The sequence below is a fragment of the Chryseobacterium sp. X308 genome (assembly GCF_020733145.1).
Taxonomy (GTDB): domain Bacteria; phylum Bacteroidota; class Bacteroidia; order Flavobacteriales; family Weeksellaceae; genus Chryseobacterium; species Chryseobacterium cupriresistens.
Window position 1 is genome coordinate 1 of record NZ_JAJFZH010000034.1, and the last position, 21,900, is coordinate 21,900.

General features: G+C 34.8%; 27 protein-coding genes. 7 read left to right on the forward strand and 20 right to left on the reverse strand.

The features are described 5' to 3' along the window. Positions 1 to 112 precede the first annotated feature (112 nt). Positions 113 to 583 carry an Lrp/AsnC family transcriptional regulator gene (locus LIV57_RS21500; RefSeq protein WP_002984446.1) on the forward strand — a complete coding sequence of 157 codons (471 nt, stop codon included), beginning with the start codon at positions 113 to 115 and terminating at the stop codon, positions 581 to 583. Positions 584 to 652: 69 nt separating this feature from the next. After that, complete coding sequence (locus tag LIV57_RS21505; RefSeq protein ID WP_110010840.1) at positions 653 to 1,030, forward strand: hypothetical protein; 378 nt, start codon at positions 653 to 655, stop codon at positions 1,028 to 1,030. An 84-nt stretch (positions 1,031 to 1,114) separates the two neighbouring features. Here the strand turns inward: LIV57_RS21505 and gwsS are convergent, their stop codons facing one another. From gwsS to LIV57_RS21555, 11 genes are all read right to left on the reverse strand, one after another. Continuing rightward, complete coding sequence (gwsS, locus tag LIV57_RS21510; protein ID WP_227944244.1) at positions 1,115 to 2,185, reverse strand: grasp-with-spasm system SPASM domain peptide maturase; 1,071 nt, start codon at positions 2,183 to 2,185, stop codon at positions 1,115 to 1,117. 17 nt (positions 2,186 to 2,202) lie between these two features. After that, positions 2,203 to 2,325, reverse strand: coding sequence for a hypothetical protein (locus LIV57_RS22930; RefSeq protein WP_262908382.1), 123 nt, complete (start codon positions 2,323 to 2,325; stop codon positions 2,203 to 2,205). Between the two features lie 98 nt (positions 2,326 to 2,423). Further along, complete coding sequence (locus LIV57_RS21515) at positions 2,424 to 2,729, reverse strand: GLPGLI family protein (protein ID WP_317259042.1); 306 nt, start codon at positions 2,727 to 2,729, stop codon at positions 2,424 to 2,426. A gap of 4 nt (positions 2,730 to 2,733) precedes the next feature. Next, positions 2,734 to 2,880 (reverse strand): hypothetical protein, encoded by a 147-nt coding sequence (locus tag LIV57_RS21520; RefSeq protein WP_227944245.1) that lies wholly within the window; start codon positions 2,878 to 2,880, stop codon positions 2,734 to 2,736. 366 nt (positions 2,881 to 3,246) lie between these two features. Next, entirely contained in the window at positions 3,247 to 4,149 is a 903-nt protein-coding gene (gene gwsG / locus LIV57_RS21525; protein ID WP_227944246.1) for a grasp-with-spasm system ATP-grasp peptide maturase, read from the reverse strand. Beyond that, positions 4,146 to 4,961 carry a GLPGLI family protein gene (locus LIV57_RS21530; RefSeq protein ID WP_227944247.1) on the reverse strand — a complete coding sequence of 272 codons (816 nt, stop codon included), beginning with the start codon at positions 4,959 to 4,961 and terminating at the stop codon, positions 4,146 to 4,148. The genes gwsG (LIV57_RS21525) and LIV57_RS21530 overlap by 4 nt, the downstream gene beginning before the upstream one ends. A gap of 48 nt (positions 4,962 to 5,009) precedes the next feature. Beyond that, positions 5,010 to 5,237: a TIGR04139 family peptide modification target gene (locus LIV57_RS21535; protein ID WP_227944248.1), complete on the reverse strand. Its 228-nt coding sequence runs from the start codon at positions 5,235 to 5,237 to the stop codon at positions 5,010 to 5,012. Between the two features lie 392 nt (positions 5,238 to 5,629). After that, a complete protein-coding gene (gwsG, locus tag LIV57_RS21540; protein WP_227944249.1) occupies positions 5,630 to 6,532 on the reverse strand; it encodes a grasp-with-spasm system ATP-grasp peptide maturase in 903 nt (300 codons plus the stop codon). Further along, a complete protein-coding gene (locus LIV57_RS21545) occupies positions 6,529 to 7,389 on the reverse strand; it encodes a hypothetical protein (RefSeq protein ID WP_227944250.1) in 861 nt (286 codons plus the stop codon). The genes gwsG (LIV57_RS21540) and LIV57_RS21545 overlap by 4 nt, the downstream gene beginning before the upstream one ends. A 67-nt stretch (positions 7,390 to 7,456) precedes the next feature. After that, positions 7,457 to 7,666, reverse strand: a complete 210-nt coding sequence (locus tag LIV57_RS21550; RefSeq protein ID WP_227944251.1) for a TIGR04139 family peptide modification target — start codon at positions 7,664 to 7,666, stop codon at positions 7,457 to 7,459. A 618-nt stretch (positions 7,667 to 8,284) separates the two neighbouring features. Then, positions 8,285 to 10,135 (reverse strand): helix-turn-helix transcriptional regulator, encoded by a 1,851-nt coding sequence (locus LIV57_RS21555; protein ID WP_227944252.1) that lies wholly within the window; start codon positions 10,133 to 10,135, stop codon positions 8,285 to 8,287. A 238-nt stretch (positions 10,136 to 10,373) separates the two neighbouring features. Between LIV57_RS21555 and LIV57_RS21560 the strand changes: the two genes are divergently transcribed. The 4 genes from LIV57_RS21560 to LIV57_RS21575 all read left to right on the forward strand — a co-directional run bounded on the left by LIV57_RS21560 (position 10,374) and on the right by LIV57_RS21575 (position 12,524). Further along, entirely contained in the window at positions 10,374 to 10,694 is a 321-nt protein-coding gene (locus tag LIV57_RS21560; protein ID WP_227944253.1) for a DUF4870 domain-containing protein, read from the forward strand. Between the two features lie 177 nt (positions 10,695 to 10,871). Continuing rightward, the gene (locus tag LIV57_RS21565; RefSeq protein ID WP_227944254.1) at positions 10,872 to 11,405 is read left to right on the forward strand and encodes a DUF4303 domain-containing protein; all 534 of its coding nucleotides are present in this window, start codon (positions 10,872 to 10,874) and stop codon (positions 11,403 to 11,405) included. A 143-nt stretch (positions 11,406 to 11,548) separates the two neighbouring features. Then, on the forward strand, positions 11,549 to 12,028 hold the full coding sequence (locus tag LIV57_RS21570) for a hypothetical protein (protein WP_227944255.1): 480 nt from the start codon (positions 11,549 to 11,551) through the stop codon (positions 12,026 to 12,028). Continuing rightward, on the forward strand, positions 12,006 to 12,524 hold the full coding sequence (locus LIV57_RS21575) for a hypothetical protein (protein ID WP_227944256.1): 519 nt from the start codon (positions 12,006 to 12,008) through the stop codon (positions 12,522 to 12,524). Before LIV57_RS21570 ends, LIV57_RS21575 begins: the two co-directional genes overlap by 23 nt. Positions 12,525 to 12,693: 169 nt before the next feature. On the opposite strand, the gene LIV57_RS21580 is transcribed toward LIV57_RS21575, so the two are convergent. The 3 genes from LIV57_RS21580 to LIV57_RS21590 form a co-directional block, all read right to left on the reverse strand. Next, complete coding sequence (locus LIV57_RS21580; protein ID WP_110010857.1) at positions 12,694 to 13,638, reverse strand: transketolase family protein; 945 nt, start codon at positions 13,636 to 13,638, stop codon at positions 12,694 to 12,696. A gap of 97 nt (positions 13,639 to 13,735) precedes the next feature. Continuing rightward, positions 13,736 to 14,620, reverse strand: a complete 885-nt coding sequence (locus LIV57_RS21585; RefSeq protein ID WP_227944265.1) for a transketolase — start codon at positions 14,618 to 14,620, stop codon at positions 13,736 to 13,738. A gap of 77 nt (positions 14,621 to 14,697) precedes the next feature. Further along, positions 14,698 to 15,216 carry a hypothetical protein gene (locus tag LIV57_RS21590; RefSeq protein WP_110010859.1) on the reverse strand — a complete coding sequence of 173 codons (519 nt, stop codon included), beginning with the start codon at positions 15,214 to 15,216 and terminating at the stop codon, positions 14,698 to 14,700. Between the two features lie 322 nt (positions 15,217 to 15,538). On the opposite strand from LIV57_RS21590, the gene LIV57_RS21595 reads away from it, so the two are divergent. Then, positions 15,539 to 17,773 (forward strand): reprolysin-like metallopeptidase, encoded by a 2,235-nt coding sequence (locus tag LIV57_RS21595; protein WP_227944257.1) that lies wholly within the window; start codon positions 15,539 to 15,541, stop codon positions 17,771 to 17,773. Between the two features lie 75 nt (positions 17,774 to 17,848). Here the strand turns inward: LIV57_RS21595 and LIV57_RS21600 are convergent, their stop codons facing one another. From LIV57_RS21600 to LIV57_RS21625, 6 genes are all read right to left on the reverse strand, one after another. Beyond that, entirely contained in the window at positions 17,849 to 19,408 is a 1,560-nt protein-coding gene (locus tag LIV57_RS21600) for a sodium:solute symporter (protein WP_202843367.1), read from the reverse strand. 463 nt (positions 19,409 to 19,871) lie between these two features. Beyond that, positions 19,872 to 20,159 (reverse strand): GNAT family N-acetyltransferase, encoded by a 288-nt coding sequence (locus LIV57_RS21605; protein WP_171006298.1) that lies wholly within the window; start codon positions 20,157 to 20,159, stop codon positions 19,872 to 19,874. Between the two features lies 1 nt (position 20,160). Further along, on the reverse strand, positions 20,161 to 20,556 hold the full coding sequence (locus tag LIV57_RS21610; protein WP_227944258.1) for an OsmC family protein: 396 nt from the start codon (positions 20,554 to 20,556) through the stop codon (positions 20,161 to 20,163). Further along, positions 20,556 to 20,774 (reverse strand): (4Fe-4S)-binding protein, encoded by a 219-nt coding sequence (locus tag LIV57_RS21615; RefSeq protein ID WP_227944259.1) that lies wholly within the window; start codon positions 20,772 to 20,774, stop codon positions 20,556 to 20,558. The genes LIV57_RS21610 and LIV57_RS21615 overlap by 1 nt, the downstream gene beginning before the upstream one ends. 1 nt (position 20,775) lies before the next feature. Continuing rightward, positions 20,776 to 21,354, reverse strand: coding sequence for a TMEM175 family protein (locus LIV57_RS21620; protein ID WP_062675413.1), 579 nt, complete (start codon positions 21,352 to 21,354; stop codon positions 20,776 to 20,778). Further along, positions 21,355 to 21,885 carry an NADPH-dependent FMN reductase gene (locus LIV57_RS21625; RefSeq protein WP_202843361.1) on the reverse strand — a complete coding sequence of 177 codons (531 nt, stop codon included), beginning with the start codon at positions 21,883 to 21,885 and terminating at the stop codon, positions 21,355 to 21,357. Between the last annotated feature and the right edge of the window lie 15 nt (positions 21,886 to 21,900).

The following is a 21,900-nucleotide window of genomic DNA, read 5'->3' on the forward strand; positions in this document are numbered from 1 at the left end:
CGCTGGCACCATCAAATTTGTATAAGAGACAAATATATTTTTTAGTTAAATTATTTTTCGTAAATTTGCAAAAAATACATAGATTTTTTAAAGAAATTGTAATTTAACTAATATGAACTATCAACTGGACGAAATAGACAAGAAGATTCTTGATTTCTTAGTAGAAAACACAAGAATGCCTTTTACTGAAATTGCAAAGCAGATGGATGTTTCTGCTGGAACAATTCACGTAAGAGTGAAAAAGATGGAAGATGCAGGTATTATTTTGGGATCATCTCTTAACATTGATTATGGTAAGCTGGATTATCACTTTACAGCTTTCATAGGTATCCTTTTGACAAAATCAAACCGTACTCAGGAAGTATTGAAAGAATTGTCAACTATTCCTAACGTAATCGAGGCTAGCGTTATTTCAGGAAAATATAATATTTTCTGTAAAGTAAGAGCTAAGAATACTGATGATGCCAAAAGAATTATTTACCAGATCGACGACATTCAGGATGTAATGAGAACTGAAAGTATGATCTCTATGGAGGAATTCTTAAGTGACAAAAACAGACTGATCAACGCAATCTCTGTGTAAGTCAAATTTTAAACGAATAATTATAAAAGAACTTATGAAATCTCTCATAAGTTCTTTATTTTTGTAGGTATGGAAGAATACAGCTATTTTGACGAAGACCCGAAGAAAGGATGGGGATTTATTTTGGCGTTTGCAGCCTTGATGTTGTTTACTATTATGGGACTTGGTATTGATGTGGATGAATATCTGCAGCATGAATACCTTCAGATTCCGAGATGGTACTTCTATGTGATTTTTTCTATTGACGTACTGATGATGATAGGGCTGGTGCTGATGTTCTTCTACAAAAAGGCTGGAATCTTTATGTTTCCGGCTTTACTGGTGCTGCATTTCTTTATGCACAATTACTACCTGTCTACATTTTTGTATACGGATGTAACCAATCTTTTCCTGTTTACAGGATTCGGAATGCTTGCCATTATCCCGAAATGGAAGTTTTTTAAATAAAATGTAATCAATACGATAAGATAACAAACCGCTTTTAAATCTAATTTAAAAGCGGTTTTCAATTAACAGGGATTATGAAAAAAATTATCTGAGTACCAGGGAATTAAAAATTTCTTGTTTTAAAGGATTTTTTGACCAGTCATCCCAAACGCCTGTATAAGGATTATAACCGCATTTCAGAGGTTTTGAGATATTCAGGCCTTCTTTGTTTTTTAACGTGTTTTCAGTATATGCCCTGCAGTCTGTGCAGACATAACGGAACTCACAATCTTTACATGTTTCAATTTGGTCTTTGGTAAGATCCCAGTATTTTCTAAAATCAGGTTGATTGATGGCTTCTTCAAGGCTTTGTTTATGGATATTTCCAAAGCTTTCGCTCATGAGCGGACAGTTTTTGATGTCACCTTTTCTATCGATACCTACCTTTTTATACAGGCAGGAATTGTGGTTCACTGCTTCTATAACTTTAGTAATATTGGTATTGAAGTATTTCAGTTCCACTTTTCCACAGGCAGATATTTTCAGATCATCTTTCAGAAAATTCAGTGAGAATCTATATTCATCTTTAGCTTTGAAAGGAGGTTTTGAACAATTGTAAAAAATAAGACTGTATATTCTGACCGTATTTTTTTGAAGAGCCTGTATAAAAGAGAGGTTGACTTTCTGGTGAAACGGTAAGAAAATTTCTATTCCTGATAACACTGAGGTTTTAAAAATTTCATCAATTTCTATACAATCTTTTAAGGGTAAAGGTTTTAAGCTGTAAATAACCAAATGCTTAATCCCAAGATTTTCTATTGACGGAAATATCTTCTTTATGATCACGATATCTTCCATTTCGATAAAGAGATTGGTGATAGCGCTGGGCTCATGATGTTCAAAAGAGAGAGGAGGAAAATTTCTGTCCCAATCACTCTTTGTAATAAATCCATATTCTTTTTCCAATAGAAGATTGATGTATTCCTGAATAATAACTTTGGATTCCTGATCATAATCTTTCATCAGGTCTTCAACGGATTTGTTTTTCAGCTCTTCTATAATTTCATACAACTCCAACGGATACAGTTCTGATATATTTCTCTGTAGATCTGAAATGAGAATTCTGGTGGCTCCTTTGGTAACGAGGATGTTTGAGAATAAATTAAAGTATTTCATGAGTTATCATTTTAAAGCTATTTATATTCGATTCTGTGATTGAGTTCAATAGGATTATTATCTTTTCTGATATTTTCCTGCTCGTCTTTATTCATTTGTCTGATATTAAAATCAATAACATTTTCTTGAGCATCTTGCATAACAGCCTTTTTTGCATTTCTGATTTTTTGTTCTATTTCAGCATTGGGATTTAGATAATATGCTTTCGCCAACTGATCATATTTATTCCATTCAATTACTATTGGTTTTGTTCTGACATCAAATAGGTTAGCTGATTTTTAATTTGCACAAGATCAAACTTATAATCATTTCCATCTGCTACTGATACTATCAATCCTGGTAGGCCTCTGAAAATATAAGGGCCATCATTAATTGGTATATCATTAGAAAACCACGCTGTCCATTCTCTATTGCCATAAGTGATTACCGCTTTTTGAGAATTATAACTGCCAATTTTTTTCCTGTCTGAAAGTATCTTCCATTTTAACGTTTCTTCTATGGGAAGGAGATAGCTGAACTGTCCATTTGTAATTATTTTTGATATTTTATTAGTTGAAAGGGTTTTTCTTTATATAAAATTGATTTTCAAACCCTGAAGAAAGCATGGGCGAGCCATTATTCATTTTCAGTGAATCAGATTTTCGATCCATACTTTCTCTGAAAACAGATTCTTTGTCTACAAAATCTAATATCATTGTTTTGGTTGTAAATTCATCTGGCAACTGATGGTTTAACCGATAATTTACCTCATAAATAAAACTCATTTTTTGCCCGAAGCAAAAGGAAGTGAGCATTACAAAAATTAGACTTATTTTATTCATTTTTTCTCTTATAATTTAGATTTGGACCATTTTCTAGTGGTTATATTAATCTTACAAGTGATTTAAGCGGTCTTTCTCTTATATAGAAATTGGTATAAAATTTTGGACATTCTATAAAGTAAATGATTTCTTCTTTTTTATTATCTTTTAAAGAGATTTTATTTTTAAATATTTCTATGTATTTAAAAGTAAGTGGTAATAAGTTGGTTTCATTAAAATTGTTTTTCATCTGGTTTTATGCTATAAAAATTCTGCTATTTTTCTTTCTAAGGAATAATTACAATCCGTAGATACATTCCCGAACTGACCTATAGGATTTACTTCTAAAAAATAATAATTATTTCCGCTTTTTATAAAATCAATTGATCCCGAGTTGAGGTCCAAAGCTGTCATAAGTAACTGTGCTTTTTCCTCAACAGCTTTAGGTAGATTATATGGTACATTTCTATTAGGCTTTTCCATATTGTATTTTCTTAAATCAGTTTTAGTCTGTTCGTCATTTTGTGAAAAAATAGCCATAGAATTGAATGTCCCATTTAAATAGAAACTTCGGATTTCAAAATCCTTATCAATTTTTTTCTGGAAAAAAGAGATAAAGAAATTCTTTTCCTCTGTCTCTTTAATTGTAGTTGTATACATAACGCCGTCTTCATTTTTATTAATAGATTCTAATATTACATTTCCAGTTATAGATTTTACTATTGTTTGTTCCAATATAATATCATCAGTATTTTCGGCAAGAAAATAATCAGGAACTTCAAGACCAATTTTTTTTGCAACCTCCAATACGACAAGTTTGTTAACATGAGCATTCGTTTGAGTATTAATATGCCTTTTTGATTCCAAAGTTTTTATAATATAATCTTCAAGCCAATGCTGAGCTTCATTCATGTGAATGTTTATAGATGAGTTGTTGTATTGTAAACGTTTAAAATTAATTCCACCTCTACGATACCATACGCTTTCGATTTCGTCGAGGAAAAATTTATTTCTTTGGCTTTTAAGGAAGATTCTTTTTTTTATAGTTTTGATTTCAAAAAATTCGTCCTCATGTATTCGAATCCAATTCTTTCCTATTGAAGAAAGCCATTTTATGACTTGTATAGTTGACCTGTCAGAATTTTTTGAGATAATTAATATCATTTATATTCTACTTTATGATTTAGCTCAATAGGATTATTTTTCTCTCGAATTCTTTTTTTAATATTTTCTTTCATTTCTTTGAAATTAGTTTTCATTATATTTCCACTTTCATCATAAGATGTTATATCAGAATTTTTGATCATAGATAATGGTTCAGTATAGTAGTTTTTTTGAAGTTTTTGAAAGTCTTCCCAGGTAATTTGCTTTTGAAATTTATTTGTATAAAGCTCTTTCCATTTAAAGTCTTTTATTTGAATAAGTTCAAAATCATAATCAAATTTTTCATCAGAGATTTTTACAATTAGTCCTGGCAATCCATAAAAAACATATGGGCCTTGTTGTAAAGGAATTTCATTTGTAAACCATGCAATCCAGTTTCTTCCTCCATATTCTACTTCTGCTTTTTGACAATTGTAATTACCTATTTTCTTTTTTTCTTCAATAATTTTCCAATGAAATTCTTCCTTAATGGAAATAACGTACGTATTATAAATTAAAGGAACAAAAACATATTTTAAAACTTCATTGTTTCCATTTTTCTTATAAATATAAAGCTGTTTATTGTTATACTCCATATCAAATCCGTTTCCCCAACCTTGTTTTGCTCTTAATGAATCTGACCTGCGAAATTTGTCTGACCTGAATGAAGATTCTTTATCCTTAACATCTAAATAGAAAACAATTTTATCAGTAATTAAACTATCGGAATTGGGTTTATAATTGAGCTCATATATAAAACTCGTGTTTTGAGCCTTTAAAAATGTGGATATTAAGGAACACATAGAACAGCACCAAAAAAGCAAAATTTTCATAGTTTGTACTTTGATTGAAATGAAAAGGAGAGATTTCTCTCTCCTTTTTTAGTTTAGATCAGTAGAAATTTGGGCTGGTCCTACACAAAGCCATCCTCTGGTTTTATAAGACCCATCATCATTATAATAATCAGTATCTGTACATCCTTCAGAATTAACTAAATTACATTTGATTGAATAGGAGCTGCCATCGCCACCAATTATTGACTTTAAATCATTTAACTTTTTGTTTTCCAAAGAAGAGAAGCCACTCTTCATTCCATTTAATTTTTTCATGTGTGTAATTTTTAATTGTTTTTATATAAATCATTTGTGTCAAATTAACCCTTGACTTTGGGTGAATAATTCTTCCTATTTATTATACACGGTACACTTGTATTGTAATCCGAAATGAGAATTCTGGTGGCTCCTTTGGTGATGAGGATATTGGCAAATAGGTTGAAATAGTTCATAGGTTAGTAAGACCATATATTTTTATACTAAAACATTTCATAATAATCTAACAAGAGGTTTCACAGGTTTTATGCTCATTAAAAAGTCAGTTTGATGTTGTATACAGACAACATAATTCTGTTGATAGCTATCTTGTATCTCAGCTGAATCATTTCTGAAATTTTCTATATATTTCAGAGTAAGAGGTAACTTATTTTTTTCTTTGAATTTCTTTTTCATAAATATTCTGCTATTTCTTTTTCAAGTGCATAATTACAAATTGCGGATAATCCTAAAAACTGACCAACCGGGTTGATTTCTAAGAAATAAAAATCATTTTTGGCTTTTATAAAATCAAGTGAACCACAGTTGATATCCAGTTCCTGCATAAGGATATGTATTTTTTCTTCAATCTCTCTTGGAAGATTATATCTAACATTCCGATTCGGAACTTCGTGATTATATTTTCTATGATCAAGCTGAGTCTTCTTATCATTTTGAGAAAAAATAGCAGTAGCCCAGATTTTGCCATGAAGATAAAAGGCCCGCACTTCAAAATCTTTTTCAATCATTTCCTGAAAAAAGGTAATAAAGAAATTTTCCCTTTCCTTTTCTGTAACAAGTGAAGTATACAAAATACCTTCAGAAAAGCCACCAACTGATTTCAATATTATGTTCTCAGCAATAGATTTCGTAATGGTTTTATTCACAATTAGCTGCTCTGTGTTTTCTGCCAAGTAATAGCTCGGGACTTTCAAATCTACTTTTTTAGCCTTTTCAAGTACCAGAAGCTTGTTTAAATGGCTGTTGCTTTGTTTATTAATATGCTTTTTCATTTCAAGCATTTTTATTACATAATCCTCAAGCCAATATTGAGTTTCATTCATATGAGCATTAATGGAAGGATTCTCATATTCTTTTCTCCTAAATTGTAACCCTCCTCTGCGATACCAGACACTGCTGATATCTTCAATATAAAAACTATTTCTTTGGCTTTGCAAAAAGATTCTGTTTTGATGTGCTGTTATTTCAAAAATTTCATCTTCATGGATACGGATAAATGGCTTACCTAAAGCTTTAAGCCATTTAATAACTTCATTTGTGGTTGTTTCCTGATTAGCGGAAAGGATGAGAATCATTTTTTCTTAACTTTATCTTTTCTGATTTTAGATGAATGTTTTATACTGGGAAGGCCAATACTTTTTCGGTTACGATTAATCCGTACAGAATCCTGACTATTATTTCGTAAGCTGTATCGTACTGCAGTATTTCTATAGTAATCATACGTATCGGACATTAAGGCATATTCCTGAGGAGAACAATGGCCTGATTGTACATATTCGAACAATCTTTTCCTGAATTCAGGATATTTTTTAGAGCCAATCATATGGCTTAGCAATGTAGGCATGGCTATAAAAACATCGTTGTTTCCTAATCTTCCTATTTTTTGCCCATCAGGAAATCCATAATGTTCAAATGTCCAGAAAAAAAGGTCTGCATTTTTTTCAATATTCCTGTATACAAGGGGTATATTATCCGGTCTTCCATCCTGGTCACGGATCATGGCTATAGTAAAGGAGTCCACAAGCCTTTTATTCAGGTTTTTTTTCCAATCTGCTACTTTTTGATCGACTTCCAGACTGTCTATCCCATATTTCCTGCAGAGCGGGTAAAGTTTTTTATAGTCATTACCATAGGGAGCGGCCAGTGTAATAAGTTTGTATAGACTTTTCTTTCCACCAAAATCTTTATGATAATGATCTGCAAGTTGAATATAAGTTTTATATTCTTCAGTAAGCTCCTGATTTTTGGGTTCATACTTCTGAAACAATCTTTTGAATTTTCTTATCGCTTTTTCAGGTTGATTAGCTATTCTGTAAATACTGTCAACTTCATTCACTTTGCTGTAATATGTAATGTAGTTAAATTTCCTGTTTTTGCATGATAAGAAAGAAACTAAAATAATTAAAAGAATATAATACGTATATGGTTTCATAAGCCTGTAAGGACGTTATTTATATGGTAACTTTGAAAGGAAAAAAAGGAGGGTTGCCCCTCCTTCATTAGTTTAATGTTGCTGTTGGGCTACATACAGTAATTCTGCCTATATAAGTTCCTCCCGGTGCTGTATAGGTGTCGTATTCTTCACAGCCTTCTCCAGCGGGAACATTAGATTTAACATTATAGCTGCCTCCCTGAATTGATTTAAGATCTTTCAGTTTTTTGTTTTCCAAAGAAGAGAAGCCACTCTTCATTCCATTTAATTTTTTCATGTGTGTAATTTTTAATTGTTTTTATATAAATCGTTTGTGTCAAATTAACCCTTGACTTTGGGTGAATAATCCTTCCTATTTATTATACACTGTACACTTGTAGTTTAAATTTGAAGAATGTATTTTGTCAACGTTGATGGGATAAAACTATAAATATTTAGATCACTTTATAGGGATAAAATGTGTAAATGATTTGTATTTTGCTTTGTGTACAAATGCAAATTTTACTCTGAAGAGGAGCTGGGCTTTGGTGAAATATTTGAAATTCGAAAAAGTATAAATTACATACCGGCTATAAAAAGAAAGCTACTGACTTTAACAATAGTTTGTACGGTAATATTTTCTATTGTACAATACCGGAAAATAAGTGATGTAAGCCTGGAAATAAGATGTTGAATAACTTGTTTTGGGTACTATTTGTATGCTTTTTGTGATTTGTTTTTATTTAAAATCAACTTTTTTAGCACCAAAAAACACGTAAGTATCCCCTCAGTTTTTATAAAAAAAGCTCTGATTTTAAAACTTTGGATATTAACAAATGAATTTTAAGTATAAAAAAAGCTTTTCAATCTTAAGACAAAAAGCTTTCAATTGAGTATAAAAATAAAATATATATAGTTACTCAGAAAATACCCCCTGGAAAAAAGATTCTAAAGCGGTGTCCTGATCCAGACCGAACTTCTTTTTCAGACGGTATTTGGTCATTCTTACGCTCTTGGGTTCTACGTTGAGGAGGTTGGCAATTTGTTTGGTGCCCATTCCCAGATAGAGGTAAGCACAGTATTTCAAATCCAGAGCAGTAAGCTTTTGTTTAGCTTTTTCATTGATATTTTTGAAGAAATCAGGATGCAGTTCCTGAATGGTGAATCTGATTTTTTCAAAATCACTGTCAACCCGGTTTTCTCCCTTTACCACCTGATGAATATTAATATCCGTATCGGAAAGCTGGGTCTGAAGCTGCTGCAGAACCTCATTCTTATGCTGAATATGAAGCTGGCTGGCCAATACCTCACTTTGAAGTTTTTGCTGCTGAAGAGTAAGTAGTTCCTGTTCTGCCCTTAATCGGGCTTGCTCTTCCTCCTGAAGTTTGACCTGCATTTCTGCTTCATGCTTTTCTGTATCAAGCTTATTTTCCCTTTCTATAGAATACCGCAATTTAAAATGATAAGAACGGAACATAAAGAAGGCTCCAATCAATCCTATGATTCCCAGTATTATATAAAGAAGTTTTTCCTTTCTCAGACTGGCCGTTTTTTCGGTGAGAGATCTGAGTTCAGATTCTTTTTTCTGCGATTGATACTGGGCTTCCAATCTTTTTGCAGTTTCAGCCTGGCCTTCATCAAAGAGAAGATTGCTGTATTCAGTTACTTTTGTCTCGTACTCATAAGCTTTCTGGTAATTTTTCTGTTTTGCATAAAGTTCTGCAAGGTTTTTTACCACATTGATCATCACGTGATAATAAACCGGCTGCTGGGTAAGCAGAATCTGTTCCGCTTTCAGAAGATACTGCTCTGATAAAGTATCATTATGATCCCGTGATGCAAGATTGCTCAAAACACCAAGTGCACCTGCCTGCATACTCTGATTAAGAGTTGTATGCTGGGTAAGGGTCAGGATTTCGTGGGCGTTATTCTGAATTTCCTCACGGATTTCGGGAGTCATAATCGGATAGCTCAGATAATAGTTTGTAAGATTCAACAATGCCATTGCATGCACATGGGCTGAGACATGACCGGGAAATTGATGGTACAGGCCAACAGCTTTCTTACACATCTCTATGACGGGTTTCAGATCTTTTAAGTTTCCGCTTTTCTCATATTGAAAGGAGTAGCAGACAGCCAGCGCTGAATAGGTAGAACTGAGTAAATTTTTGTTTCCCGCCTTTTCAGCAAGCTCTATGGATTTTTTGGCATATCTGGTGGCATTTTCAGCATCGTTCCATTCCGTATAAATTCCATACAGGAGATAATTGAGCTTTGCGTTTAATAAGATTTCAGAAGGTTGTTTTTCAACGGTGGGAAGAACTTTCTGAACAAGCCTGATTGTACTTTCAAGTTCGCCAAGTGCATTTCTGTAGTAGATATTCAGATAGGTGGCATATAGTTCAGCCGTTTTGTTATGACTCTTTTGAACAATTGCATTCGCAGCATCCAGGATAGGAGGAATCTTATCATATTCAGACTGATTAAGCTTAATGACTCCTTTTTGACTGAGAGCTTTTACTTCTTCAGCATAATCATTTTCTTTTTTAGCAAGATCAAGTTGCTGCTGAACATATTTTTCAGCTGTAGAATATTGATCGCTGACTCTGTAATATTCGGTAAGTTCATTGTAAATTCTGAATTTTTCTGCAGTAGAAATATGATCTTCATTCAATTGGTTCTTAAGACCATCAATAAATGCATTCTGTGCGGGATATAGTGGGCAGATAAAAAGTATACAGTATAAAAGTAAGTACTTTAATTTCATAAGGTGAAAGTACAAAAATTGTAGACACCTGTCAATTTCCTGTCTGAAAAAGTAGAACTATGTTTCGTTTTTAATTTATTGAATATTAGTTGTTTAATTGTTTTTGTAGACATTTTGTAGTCATCTGTAATCAGCATTGAAGATGTTTTGTAGTTGCTGAAAAGAAGCCTGAGATCTTTTTCTTCTGCAATTTTGGGCCGGAAAAAATCAAAGAATATTAATTAAAAATTTTACAGCTATGGACAACAAAACCTTATCAATTGTTTCTTACATTACGCTTTTCGGATGGCTGATATCCTTCTTTATCGGAAAAGAAAAGTCGAACAGCCTTTTAAAATACCATCTGAAACAATCATTGGGATTAATTCTTTTTTCTATCTTTTTATCTATCATTCTCAATATTGTATTGATGGTTACTAAAATCGGAATTCTGGGAATATTGGGTTTGATTCCTTTGGTGTTAATGATTATCGGGATTATTAATGCTGCCAACGATGTTGAAAAACCTTTACCGTTGATCGGAAAAATGTTTGAAGATAAGTTTTCTTTCATTAGATAATATCTGATGATTAACAGGTACAAAAGACCATTTTGAAGATAATAAAATCAGACCGCTAAAAAATGACAAAATAGGATAGCTATAATCATGAAACTGGCTGGTCTTATAAAGAATATAATGCGCTGATTTGACAGGATAAAGGTAATTTTAACGCCCATTTTAAAAAAGAAAAGAAGTATGGATTTTGAAATTTTGAAACAGCAGATAGAACATGCTGCTAAGAAGGCTTTTTTAGAAGTGTACGAAAAGCATGGAGCAGAAGGTATTTACAGTTTTGCTTTGTACAGCGATGAGGGAGCAATGACGGTTTGCCCTGCTGCCAATACATTGAAAGCAATGGAGAATACAGATGACGAAGATGCTCTTTATTATAAATATGAACCGGCAGAATGGACCTACGAAATGGAAGGAGCCGATAAAGAATTTGATGAGATCTGTACCCAATTGAGGGCAGAGCTTACTAAACATGATGACGATGGTCATTGGTTTGAAGGTTTTCAGATGAAGTTGTATTCAACCTGTATTGAAGTGCTGGAGAAACTTAAAAATGAAAACTTTTTCACAAAGATCACTGGCAAAGATGTTTTCCTGATTTTCACGGTCTCAGACTATGAGTTTGAGAAGGAAGAGCTAAAAGATCTTATCGTCAGACTTAACGATAATAAATACAAAATTGAATATCTGAACTGGATGGCTGCCTGGGGCAATTAAAAATATGACGCATAAAAAAACACTTTAAATATATACATATGAAGCCCGGTAAAATAATTGTCTCAGAAGCCTCTTATACATTACAATCTCTTAAGCATTAGACTCAACCACCAACCATAATATAAAGAACAATTACATTTATTATGAACAACTACCAATTTTATAAACAGGAAGGAAACCAATATATTTTTAAAAACCAGCCGGTATTTGTATCCGTGCTCTGTATTATTTTCCTGATTGTAGCAGCATTACTCTTTAATAGCCTAAGAACTTTCAGTTATGTTATTATTGCTGTAGTAGTACTTATTATGATCAATTTCTTTACCAAGAAATTCGTTATTGATATGGACCGGAAAACGATTACCGGAAAACACTCCATTTTTGTTCCGGTAAAAACCTATCCCATAGAAAATTTCAGAAATTTTCATGTTGTGGCCACAAAATATATGGGTTTTATCACCACTAATGTAATGCTGTCTATGTATTTTGAAGTAGATGGAAAAGAAAAGCAGCTTACCATAGGTCAGGCACTTACTCAGAAAGGAATTCAGAAAATGGTGAACGAGACAGAAGATATAATGAACATTAATAATCCTGAGAATGGATATCAGAGACCGCTATAGATTTGAGGAAAACGGAAGTGAAATAAGCTTTATGCCCAATTACAGTTTCCTGCGCACTTTGGTATGGTGGCTGGGACTGGGAGTGATTGCGCTTCCTCTTATTGTGTATTATTTTATGGGTAAGATGTCTGGCGACCAGTTTAAAATAGCAATGGGCTTATGGGCTGTTTATATGATTTATTTCCTGTTTGACCTTCTTTTCATAATTCCTGTGAAATATATTTTTGATAAATCAGAAAAGTGTATTTACAGAAAACTGTTACTTTCCAAAAAGCTGATGAATTTTGATGAAATGACCTATTTTATTAATGATGAAAGAGGTGGGTATTACTATTCCATCGGAAAGAAAAGAAATCAGTTTGTGAAAAACTACAGAATCAGCAATTACTTTTCCGGATCTAAAGCTTCCAACAGAAGAGAAGATGAATACATCAAAGAAATCTTATGTCCCGTTCTCATCACTGTCGGAATTCCTTTGAATCAACCGGAACAATAATAATCAGGGTAAAAACTAATACAATGAAGAATGGGTGTATAACCATTCCCCTCCGCTGGAGGGGTGGCGGAAATTCAAAGAATTTTCGACGGGGTGGTTTTATACACAATAACAAAAACTCCGGCGGTTTCGAAGAAACCGCCGGAGTTTGTCTATATAATATCTTATTTTAAGCTAAAATTCTCTTTACAGCTTCTTTTACTGCAGCCGCATCAATTTGATACTTTTTCATCAATTCTGCTGGTGTTGCAGACTCTCCAAAAGTATCATTTACCGCTACAAATTCCTGTTTTGTAGGTCTTCTTCTTGCAAGCATGCCTGCAACAGATTCTCCTAAACCGCCAAGATAGTTGTGCTCTTCAGCCGTTACAATTTTACCTGTTTTTTCTACAGATTTTAAAATGATCTCTTCATCAAGAGGCTTGATCGTGTGAATGTTGATCACCTCACAAGAAATACCTTCTTTCTCAAGTTCATCAGCCGCCACAAGAGATTCCCATACAAGATGTCCTGTTGCAACAATCGTTACATCAGTACCTTCCTGAAGCATAATTCCTTTTCCGATTTCGAAAGGCATATCTTCAGGGATGAATACAGGAACCACAGGTCTTCCGAATCTTAAATATACAGGACCTTCAAAATCTGCAATCGCCAGGGTAGCAGCTTTAGTCTGGTTGTAATCACAAGTATTGATCACGGTCATTCCGGGAAGCATTTTCATCATACCGATATCTTCAAGAACCTGGTGAGTAGCCCCATCTTCTCCTAAAGTAAGACCTGCGTGAGATGCACAGATTTTTACATTTTTATCAGAATAAGCAATAGACTGACGGATCTGATCATATACTCTTGAAGTAGAGAAGTTCGCGAAAGTTCCCGTAAAAGGAATTTTTCCTGTAATACTAAGACCTGCAGCAATTCCCATCATGTTCGCTTCTGCAATACCGATCTGAAAGAATCTTTCAGGAGCCTTTTCAATGAATTTCTCCATCTTCAAAGAACCGATAAGGTCTGCACAAAGTGCTACTACATTAGGATTTTTGTCCGCTAATTCTGCTAATCCTGCTCCGAATCCTGAACGAGTGTCCTTTTTTTCTGTATATGTATATTTCATTTTTTACTAAAGTTTTTGATCATTGATAAATGATGGGAGATTAATCATATTATAAAGTTCGAAGTATCATTTATCAATAATAATTTATCATTTATAATTAATAATCAGCCGGAGCTTCCAGGTACAATTGCTTGAATGCCGTGTCTAACTGCTCATCATTAGGAGCTTTACCATGCCACGCATGAGATCCCATCATATAATCAACTCCGTATCCCATTTCTGTATGAAGAAGGATGGCTACAGGTTTTCCTTTTCCGGTTTCTGTTTTTGCTTTCTCAAGAATTGCAATGACCGCTTCAAGATCATTACCGTTCTTTTCTTCCAAAACAGTCCATCCGAATGCTTCCAGTTTTGCATGAAGATTTCCTAAGCTTAATACATCATCTGTATCTCCGTCAATCTGGCGTCCGTTGTAATCAATAGTAGAAATGATATTATCTACTTTTTTAGCAGAAGCATACATCAATGCCTCCCAGATCTGACCTTCCTGAAGCTCACCATCTCCGTGAAGAGAGTAAACAAGAGACTGATCACCATCTAATTTTTTACCCTGAGCTACTCCAAGTGCTACAGAAAGCCCTTGTCCAAGAGAACCTGAAGCGATTCTGACTCCCGGAAGTCCTTCATGTGTAGTTGGGTGTCCCTGTAATCTTGAATCTAATTTTCTGAAAGTGCTCAGTTCTTCAACAGGGAAGAAACCAAATCTTGCCAAAGTAGAATAGAATACCGGAGAAATATGTCCGTTTGATAGATAAAAATGATCTTCATTTTTGCCTTCCATTGTGAAAGGAAGCTTATAGTTCATCACTTTACCATAAAGGGCTGTAAAGAATTCTGTACAACCTAAGCTTCCACCCGGGTGTCCTGAATTAACAGCGTGAACCATTCTTAAAATGTCTCTTCTGATCTGCGTAGTAAGAGTCTTTAACTCTTCAATACTTTTACTCATTATATCTGATTTATTTGTATGCGAATTTACAATTTTTTACCGGCTTACGGAAATGCAAAAGCCCGGAGATAAAACCCGGATTTTTGTATGATTTTAATATTTTTCCGCTTTTAACAGCCTTCATTAAGGTAAACGGAGATTTCGGTCACTATATTATTAACAAATTTAAAACTTAACAGCGTTCCTGCCTGGCTGTCTTCAAGATTAAAATAACCGGTGTCTTTAATCGGTTTGCCATTAGAGTCCCAATCCGGGCGTACACTAAAGTTGGGGTAATTTCTGTAGGCATTTATCAGGTCGTCGCGGGTGCTTCCAACTCCGATTCCGCTTTTGGTTTTAAACTTTTTACTAGTTGTTGTCATATAGGTAATTGAAGGAACACTTGGATTGGCCTCATTAATGTAATTATCAAAAAGATCAATCTGTATGGTTTCTCCATTATACTTTACCATGTTTTTTTTCTCTCCACCTGTGTTAACCAGCTTTGTTCCTGCAATTTTTTCGGCTTCAGCCTTCGGCATAAAGACTTTAAACGGCCCGATTCTTAATGTTGATAGTTCAAAATTGTCCTGAGCGCTCATAAAACTGAATGTTAATAGGAAAGCGAAAAATGAGATAATTTTTTTCATGGTTTTTAGGTTTGTATTTTTTATTTTGATTAATTTTTAATTCTGTTTATTTTATACATTTCAAAGATATTAAAATCGTAAAAGTATCTGTGTAAATAAAAGGAAAAATTATAATTAATTTATTTTAGCTTATTGCCTTTATACAGGCGAATTTTTCCATTTTCTATAGGTTTATATTTAAATTTTTACTTTTTGTATGTAATAATCTGATTAATTTAATTAATTTTATAATTCCAGATTATTTGAATTATTATTCCTTGGTTAATTATCTTTTAGCTTTGGCCTTATTATTTGAATGAATAAAAATTACAAACCATTATATATGAAAATTAAACAATTATTTTATCTGGGGATATTTATAATATCCGTTTCCTCCGGGAAAGCACAGGATTTTTTTACAGTAATTAGTGAAAGATCCATTAAAGCAGACCCTAAAAACAGAACAGTACAACCGGAAAAGGCACTGACGTACACGCTGGATGTAGCCGGAATGAAAAGTTATTTTAATTCCGTTCCGGAGTTAAAAGACAGCGATAGTAAAGACAATGCACCTATTATTCTTCTGCCAATGCCTGACGGCACCAAAGCAAAATTCAGAATCTGGAAATCTTCAGTGATGGCTCCCGGGTTAGCCAGCCAGTTTCCTCAGATTGTTACTTTTACAGGACAGGGAATTGACGACAAATATGCCACCATAAAACTGGATTTTACAGAGCTGGGATTCCATGCACAGATAAAATCTATAGTAGCCGGTGATTCTTATATTGACCCCTATGCAAAACAGGATATCAGCAATTATATCATTTATAAAAAAAGTGATTTGATTGATAAAAATCCAAGGTCTTGTGGAGTAAAGGATGAGGACGACTCTCCCGTGGGAAAAAAAAACGCCCAAAAGACCGTAGCACCAAGCGTAGGAAATCAGATTAGAGTTTTCAGACTTGCGGTGGCTTGTACGGGAGAATATGCTGTAGCAGCAACGGGTACCGCCACACCTACTGTAGCACAGACACTTTCAGCCATAGTAACCTCCGTAAACAGGGTGAATGGAGTCTACGAACAGGAAGTCGCTTCAAGATTGGTACTGGTGGATAATGAAGCCAATGTGGTCTTTACAAATGCCGCTACAGATCCGTTTAACGGAAATAACAATGCCAGCACGTTAATTAATGAGAGCCAGACTCAGATTGATTTATTGATAGGAAATGCAAATTATGATATCGGACACACCTTCAGTACGGGTGGCGGAGGATTAGCCGGATTGGGAGTAATCTGTAATGCAACCAATAAAGGTAGAGGGATCACGGGCTCGCCTAATCCTGTTGGAGATCCTTATGATATTGATTATGTAGCCCATGAAGTAGGGCATCAGTTTGGTGGGCCGCATACATTTAATGCCATTACAGGGAGTTGTAATGGTAACCGTAGTGCATCTAATGCTGTAGAACCTGGAAGCGGAATTACCATAATGGCTTACGCCGGAATTTGTGGAAGTACCAATAACCTGGCTCCTAACAGTATTCCGACTTTCCATACCAAATCATATCAGTCTATCACAACAAAAGTTCAGTCAACAACATGTCAGGTTACGCTTCCTGTTAATAATTTTGCTCCAACAGTAAACGCCGGAGGTGATTATACCATCCCGAAGAGTACACCATTCAGATTGGAAGGATCTGCGACAGATATCGATAATAATCCGCTTACGTACAGCTGGGAGCAGAATGATGTAGGCCCGGCAGGCGACTGGAATGCTCCTACCGGAAATGCACCTCTGTTCAGATCATACGTACCTGTAACCGTTCCTTACAGATATTTCCCAAAACTTACAGATGTAATCAATGGTACGGTTTCCAAAGGAGAAGTTAGACCATCTTATGCAAGAACGATGGAGTTCAGACTGACCGTAAGAGATAATAATGCGGGTTGCGCAGGGGTAGCGAATGATGATGCTGTTATTACCGTTGATGGAAATTCCGGACCTTTCAATGTAACTGCACCTGCTACAGCGGTAAGCTGGGCTGGTAATTCCACTCAGACGGTAACATGGGATGTCGCCAATACAACGGCATTTCCTGTGAATGCTGCTACTGTGAATATTTATCTTTCAACAGACGGCGGTCTTACCTATCCTACACTGATCCTGGCTTCTACTCCGAATGATGGTTCTGAAGCTGTTACTATTCCTAACGTAAATACAACACAGGCAAGAATTATGGTGGCTGCAGAAACGAACGTATTCTACAACATTAACCCTGTCAACTTCACCATTACCCAGACATTAGGTGTGAACGAGACTGCTGCCAATAAAGACGTATTTGTTGTATATCCTAATCCAAGTAAGGGATTACTGAATGTGAAATTTACCAATTCAAATGAAGTATATGATATTACTGTATACGATGTAAGCGGAAAATTAGTGTTCACTCAGACAAATAACAAATTGAATCATGATAAAACAGGTACTTTTGACTTGTCTCACCTTGTCCAGGGAGACTATCTGATCAGGGTTAAGTCTAAGAACTTAGAGAAAACAATTAAGTGGATTAAAGAATAATCTATTTCATTGATTCCAATAAAAAGAAAAAGGCTGTCTTCATTGAAAACAGCCTTTTTTATGTTTTTATAAGTGTTAAACGACTTTTAAGTGCTGCTTGTTTTTTACCAGCCACAGACCAATGAAGGTCAGCAATCCGTTAAGAACAATCAGTTCTACACCGATTCTGTAATCAGTATACGTGGTAACAGCAAGATTGATTAAATAGGTCAGGATAGGAGCAAAAATAGTTACCGCAAGAATTGAATATTTTCTTGAAATCTGGAACCTGGTGAAAATTCCAAAGGCGAAAAGTCCTAAAAGCGGTCCATAGGTATATCCTGCAATTTCCATGATCAGGTACACAATGGATTTATCATTTAATGCCTTGAAAACCATGATCAGAATAAAGAAAACGACAGTGAAAGTTAAATGCACTTTCATACGAAGACGTTTCTTCTCTTTTTCAGTTTTGGTTTTATCCTCATTAAGGTTTAATAAATCTACACAATATGAGCTTGTTACAGCTGTTAAAGCACCGTCTGCAGAAGGAAATAAGGCTGAAATTAATCCGATGATGAAAATAACAGAAATAGCCATAGGAAAATATCCCTGAAGCGATAAAGCCGGGAAAAGATCGTCTCCCATTACATTTTTAATGTTTCCTGAAGGGTCTTTAAATCCGAAAATATTCGTTACTGTTTCACCGTTTATAGTCCCATATTCCGCTCCATGCTGCAGCGCAAAAAGGTATAGCAACCCTCCCAGGAACAGGAATGCAAGGTTCACGATAAGAAGTGTTCCGGCGAAGGTCAGCATATTTTTCTTTGAATTCTTAAGATTGTCTACAGATATATTTTTCTGCATCATTTCCTGATCCAGCCCTGTCATGGCGATGGTAATGAAAATTCCTCCCAGAATGGTTTTCAGGAAAAAGGTTTTGGAATTAGGATCAAAATTGATGAAATGAGTATAGTTTTTCTGTTCCAGAATCGTATAAGCTTCACCGAATGATAAATTCAGGTTAGATAAAATATAAACAATACAAGCTACAAGACTGATGATCATAAATGAAGTCTGCAGGGTATCTGTAATAACAATCGTTTTTACACCGCCTTCAAAAGTGTACAGAAGTACCATCAGCAGAAGTACAAGGGAAGTTACCCAAAACGGAACTCCCAACCCTTCAAGTAAAAATATCTGTAAAACATTTACTACCAGGTATAATCTTGCGGTAGCTCCAATTGCTCTTGAAATAATAAAAAAGATAGAACCGATTTTATGCGCCTCCACATTGAATCTTTTCCCCAGATAGGTATATATAGAGGTCAGATTCATCTTATAATAAAGCGGTAAAAGTATCGCTGCTACAATAAAATATCCGATGAAGAAACCGATCACCATCATATAGTACTCAAAACCTCCGTAAATATATTCGGAGCCGGTCATCTTTCCGACGGTTCCCGGAACTGAAATAAAAGTAACTCCACTTAAGCTGGTTCCTATCATCCCGAATGCTACGAGCCACCATTTACTCTTTTTGTTACCGATAAAAAAAGACTGGTTATCAGAATTCCGGCTGGTGAAATAAGAAATCACCAAAAGACCGATAAAATAGACGAAAACAAATAACAAAAGGATAGTTCCTGGATTCATTCTTGATTTTTAAATTTTAGCAAATATATAAAAAAGATCAGTCGTGAATCATGAATTTAGTTCAGACACAATTTTTATATAATTACTTTTTTGAAAGTGATCCAGGCTTGGGATAAAACCAGTATTTTCAGAAAGGTCTGAAGCCTTGAGCTGGAAGCTGGAAGTTATAAAGCTTATAAAAGAAATGATTCTCTATATTTTCATCTTTTTATGGTGACATCGGTAAAAAGTAACTTTACTTTTTCTGTCTTAAAGCCGGATACTGTTTTCTGAGTTAATAGAAACAGTTTGCTTCATCAAATCAATTAAAAATTGATTCACTCTTTGCCTGCTTAAAATTTAATATAATTCAAAATAAACTTTGCGTTAACAGAGATCTGGTATTGAGAATAAAATAACTGCATAAAAAAACCTTTCAGAGCAATCTCTGAAAGGGTTGTATCGTAAGGGTGTAATACAGTGACTAATTCACTAAAACATCCTGAAGTTCCTCACTTTTCTGGAAACTTGCCTTAGCAAAAGGACAGAGGGGAATAATCTTCTTATCATTTTTTCTGGCAAAATCTACGGCTGCCAGAAGCATTTCCTTGCCTACGCCTTTTCCGTTGTAAGCTTCTTCCACCTCGGTGTGGTCTATAATAAATCTTTCTTCTCCGGCCCAGGTATACGTCATCATTCCTGCGCGTCTTCCATCTATGAAAGCTTCAAAACTTCCGTGTTTTTCGTCGTTGTTTTGTTTTACTTCGATCATATTATGAGAATTTAGTTAGTATTTCTATGTCGTTGGTTAATATTTTATGAACAGGGCATGCGTCTGCAATAGTGTGCAGCCTTTTACGCTGCTCATCATCCAGAACACCTTCAAAGCTGATTTCTCTTTTGAAAACCGCTCTTTTTGTTAATGGGAAATTTTCAAGCTCTACTTCTACATCGATGTTTTCCACATCCCATTCTTTTCTTTCAATATACATTCTCAATGTAGCTGCGGTACAGCTTGCCAATGACGTAGCCAAAATTTCCAGCGGATTGAAACCCTTGTTCTGTCCGCCTTTATCAATCGGTTCATCCGTAATGATTGTGTTTTCGCCGGCTGTTACTTCTGTATAATATTTTGTTTTTCCTAAACTTGCTTTTACCGTTACCGCCATTATTTTTCTGTATTGAATTTATAACTTAATGCACCTGAAGGGCATAAGTCTATTTGATTTTTGAGTTCTTCAGGACTTGCGTTTTCTGCTTTTATCCACGGTCTTTCTTTAGGATTATAGACTTTCGGAAGTGTTTTTACACATATGGCAGAGTGGATACATTTCTTAGGCTGCCAGATGACAGTAATGCTTCCATTAGGATATTCGTGTGTTTCCATATCAATTTTCTTTTAATGTTTTTTCGATTCTTCTGTCCGGAATCAGCCATATAAGAGCCACGATATAATAAAAACCTATGGCAATATAAGGATAAAAAAATGAAGTAGCGATTCCCAGGACATAAAATACAATTGAGATATACTCCTTATATTTCGAATGGATGGCTTCTTTCAGTTTTGAATCTTCTCCTTCACAACGGATAATGACATGTTCCAGAATAGTATAGGCAATAGCCGACATAATGAGCCCGATACCATAGACTGCAACGGGATTTTTTGCAAAATTTGTTGTCCCGATCCATTCCGTAGCAATTGGCATCAGAGAAAGCCAGAACAGAAGATGAAGGTTGGCCCAAAGAATGCTGCCATTTACTTTCTTTACTGTCTGGAACAAATGATGATGATTGTTCCAGTAGATTCCTACATAAATAAAACTGAAAATATAAGCCAGAAACTTAGGAAGAAGAGGTTTGACACTGGCCCAGCTATTTCCTTCAGGTACTTTCAGTTCAAGTACCATAATGGTGATAATAATAGCGAGGACACCATCACTGAACGCCTCCAGTCTTCCTTTGTTCATTTACTTTATCTGATTTTTAAAGTTTTGAATTTTACCTTTCAGATCATTCAGCATATCCGGATTGATGACACCGCTTTCCAGATCAAAATTTTCATAGAATTTTGGCAATGAAAAAGTATCCTTAATGTCTGCCGCAAACTGGGGGAAAAATGTTTTTGCTGTATTCATCACATTTCCGCCTCCATAACCTCCGGGAGAGGTACTCATCAGAAGCATGGGTTTATTCTGAAATACTTTTACGTTAATTCTTGAAGCCCAGTCAAAAACATTTTTAAAAGCTGCACTGTAAGAACGGTTGTGCTCAGCAAGAGAGCAGATGATCACATCACATTCCTCAATCGCTTTTAAAAACTGATGCGCTTCATCCGGAAAACCTTTCTTTTCAAGATCTACAGAGAATACGGGCATCGTAAAATCGTTGAGGTCAATCAGATTGATTTCCTCATCCTGAAAATCTTTCAGAACAAATTTTACCAGTTCCCTGTTGATAGACGTGGAAGATGTACTTCCGGCAAATGCTAATATTTTCATAGTTAATAATCTGAA